Origin of the sequence: Serratia sp. M24T3, from assembly GCF_000257645.1 — a bacterium.
In the GTDB taxonomy this organism is placed as follows: domain Bacteria; phylum Pseudomonadota; class Gammaproteobacteria; order Enterobacterales; family Enterobacteriaceae; genus Rouxiella.
In genome coordinates this window covers 1-3,637 of record NZ_AJHJ01000069.1, presented here as the reverse complement: position 1 = coordinate 3,637, position 3,637 = coordinate 1, and the positions used below count along the sequence as shown (strand labels likewise).

Sequence of the window (3,637 nt, the reverse complement as noted above, 5' to 3'; positions counted from 1 at the left end):
GGGCTGGTATAAGAAATGCGTTTAAGTTGGTTCGTTTGGTTAATATTTTGTTTCGTATGGCATTTTTTTAGGCCCTTTTACCTTAATAATTAACTTTAAAATGCTATTACCGCAGGTAAGTTTGTCATTTTGTGTCATTAATATTTTTCTGTTACTGGTTTTTCCTACGATTAGTCTTACAGATAAACCCTCAATTAGGATGGATAACTTGATGAATAACCTCACATTTATGATGGTATTGTACGAAGTTGTTAATAAATTGCTCTTAAACAGTTATAGCGTTAACACTGAAATGAATCAGGTGGTACAATGCGGCGCTCACGTTTTGACGCAAATATAATATTTTAGTCATACTTGAGTGGCTAGTCGTCACTATTACATTTGTAATTACTATCAAAAAACATAATTTCGGAGAGTGCCTGTATGTCTGGATTAAATTCCCAGTCGAGTCCCATACTCAGGCTATGGTGTTGTATCTTAGGGGTTATTCTTACTGTCAGTGGCCTGTTTTTTGCCATTGAAGGTGGGAAGTTGGTTTCACTCGGCGGTAGCTGGTATTTCTTGATTGCCGGCATCGTGATGGTTCTTTCTGCCATTCAATATTTCCGTGCCAAATCCTCCGCTGTCGTTCTGTTCATTCTGGTGTTCCTCGGAACGCTCATCTGGTCAATCTGCGATGCTGGCTGGGATTTCTGGCCCCTGATTTCTCGTCTGATGGTTCCGACAGGCTTTATGCTATTGGGCTTCGCGACCTGGCCAACACTGCGGAAAAAAGAGGGTAAATCAACCTTCGCTAAACTTTCATACGTGTTTACCGCCGTATTGGTTGTAGGCATGGTTACTGCTTTTGTGCAGATGTTCCAACCGCATCCCACTGTTGCTTTCAAAGGCGATGAACTGCCTTTGATACCCGTTGATAAGGCAAAACAGCAAAAAGATTGGAGTCACTGGGGTAATACTTCCGGTGGCGATCGCTTTGTGGCGCTGGATCAGATTAACCGTAACAATGTTAAAGACTTAAAAGTTGCCTGGACCTTCCATACTGGTGATACGCCAATCAGCCCGAGTGGCAACGGTGCTGAAGATCAGGAAACTCCGCTGCAGGTCGGCGACAAAGTTTTCCTGTGTACTCCGCACAACAACGTTATCGCTGTTGATGTAGATTCCGGCAAGCAAATCTGGAAGCGTGAAATCAACGCACAGGCACAAGTTTGGAATCGCTGTCGTGGTCTGGCTTATTTTGACGCCACCAAACCCGTTGCACAACCAACAGTCCCAAATTCTACTCCGGTACCTCAGGTTTCGTTGGCTGCGGGTGATACTTGTAAACGTCGTATCCTGATGAACACCATCGATGCACGTTTGGTTGCGATCAACGCCGATAATGGTGAATTCTGTGCAGACTTCGGCAACAATGGTGTTGTTGATCTCAAGGCTGGCCTGGGTGATGCTGCAGATCCTAAATACCAACTGACTTCTGCACCGACTCTTGCTGGAACTACAGTTGTTGTTGGTGGGCGCATAGCGGATAACGTACAAACCGACATGCCGGGTGGCGTGATCCGTGGTTTCGACGTCATTACGGGTCAAATGCGTTGGGCGTTCGACCCGGGCAATCCTGATCCAAATGCAAAATTGCAACCGGGCCAGACTTTTGTTCGCAGCACGCCAAATTCATGGGCACCAATGTCTTATGACCCGGCAATGAACACGGTGTTCATGCCGATGGGCAGCTCATCTGTTGACCTTTGGGGCGCAAACCGTAACGCACTGGACCACAAATATGGTGCATCCGTGCTAGCAGTTGATGCGACTACTGGTAAAGAGAAATGGGTTTATCAGACTGTACATAACGATCTGTGGGATTTTGACTTGCCTATGCAGCCAAGCTTGATCGATTTCAAGCTTAAAGATGGCACAACTAAGCCTGCTGTTGTTATCGGTGCCAAGACCGGTCAGATCTTTGTTCTCGATCGCCTCACTGGCAAACCGTTGACTGAAGTTAAAGAATTGCCGGTCAAGACCCGTGATATCCCTAACGAACAGTACTCTAAAACTCAGCCGTTCTCAGTGGGTATGCCATCAATCGGTAACCAGAAACTGACAGAATCGGACATGTGGGGTGCTACTCCATTTGACCAGCTGATGTGTCGTATTAGCTTCAAATCAATGCGTTATGATGGTTTGTTCACCGCGCCAGATACTGATAAGTCTCTGAGCTTCCCAGGTTCTCTGGGCGGGATGAACTGGGGCAGTATGTCCATTGACCCGAATAACCATTACATGTTTGTTAACGACATGCGTCTGGGTCTTTGGGTGCAGATGATCAAGCAGAACAACAGCAAAGTTGCAGCCAGCAATGGGGGCGAATCTGTTAACACCGGCATGGGGGCTGTTCCACTTAAAGGAACTCCGTACGGCGTAAATAAAGATCGTTTCATGTCTCCGCTGGGTATTCCGTGCCAGAAACCACCATTTGGTACTTTGTCTGCGATTGACCTGAATACTCAGAAAATCGTTTGGCAGGTTCCAGCCGGTACTGTTCAGGACACTGGTCCGTTCGGGATCAAAATGATGGCGCAGATGCCTGTGGGTATGCCAACTCTAGGTGGTACTCTGGCAACTCAGGGGGGCCTGGTATTCATCGCGGGTACTCAGGATTATTATCTGCGCGCATTCGATGCTTCAACAGGCAAAGAAGTTTGGAAAGCACGCTTGCCAGTAGGCAGCGGCGGCGGCCCGATGAGTTATGTTTCACCCAAAACGGGTAAACAATATATTGTTATTTCAGCGGGTGGCGCACGTCAGTCACCAGACCGTGGTGATTACGTGATTGCCTATTCGCTGGGTAATAAATAGATTTTGGCTGTTAGTTAAATAATTAAAGCCTCGGCAGATTGACTGTCGGGGCTTTTTTTTACTGCAAATTGTCTGAAAAGGGGCGCTCTTGAATCCATGCTTTCGCACCATCGGGCGGGAGAAAACTCCCGCCTTTGGGTTGCCTTACCGTTAAGAACCGCAGGCCATCATGGCCTCAATCTCGCAGCTGCCTAATGAAATACGTAATAAGCACAGCCTATTACTCGCCACCAATATAAAGATAATGAACAATATAAAGATGATCATCCGATTAAGTAGTTTGGGGATTTGCAGCATCATAGACTCCGACTCCTTGCCTTTCGGCGGGTAAGAGGCTAACCTGATGTTTCCAAGCATGCAGATAGGCCTCGTTTTGATTAATTTCAATTCGGGGCTTTTCTCTTTTTATCTTCTGCATACCGGTTACAGCAAATACTAAACGTATAAAACAGGACATCATGCTCGGGACAAAAAGATCCAGAGCACCCAAGCGCAGTGTACCAGCAAGTTAATATTAAGGCTGCGAAAATAACTTATTAAAATTAACGTTTTATTAGGGTTAATATAAGATCGTTATAATTAGCCTAATCGTTAAACTGTTTTCTACTAATATAAAGATAATGAACAATATAAAGATGATCATCCGATTAAGTAGTTTGGGGATTTGCAGCATCATAGACTCCGACTCCTTGCCTTTCGGCGGGTAAGAGGCTAACCTGATGTTTCTGACGCATCGAGTAGGCCTCGTTTTGATTAATTTCAATTCGGGGCTTTTCTC

1 protein-coding gene is annotated in these 3,637 nt (G+C 45.7%); it reads left to right on the top strand.

What is annotated here, in order from left to right:
- The first annotated feature begins 423 nt into the window (after nt 1-423).
- Complete coding sequence (locus SPM24T3_RS23905) at nt 424-2,859, top strand: glucose/quinate/shikimate family membrane-bound PQQ-dependent dehydrogenase (RefSeq protein WP_009639423.1); 2,436 nt, start codon at nt 424-426, stop codon at nt 2,857-2,859.
- Nucleotides 2,860-3,637 lie beyond the last annotated feature (778 nt).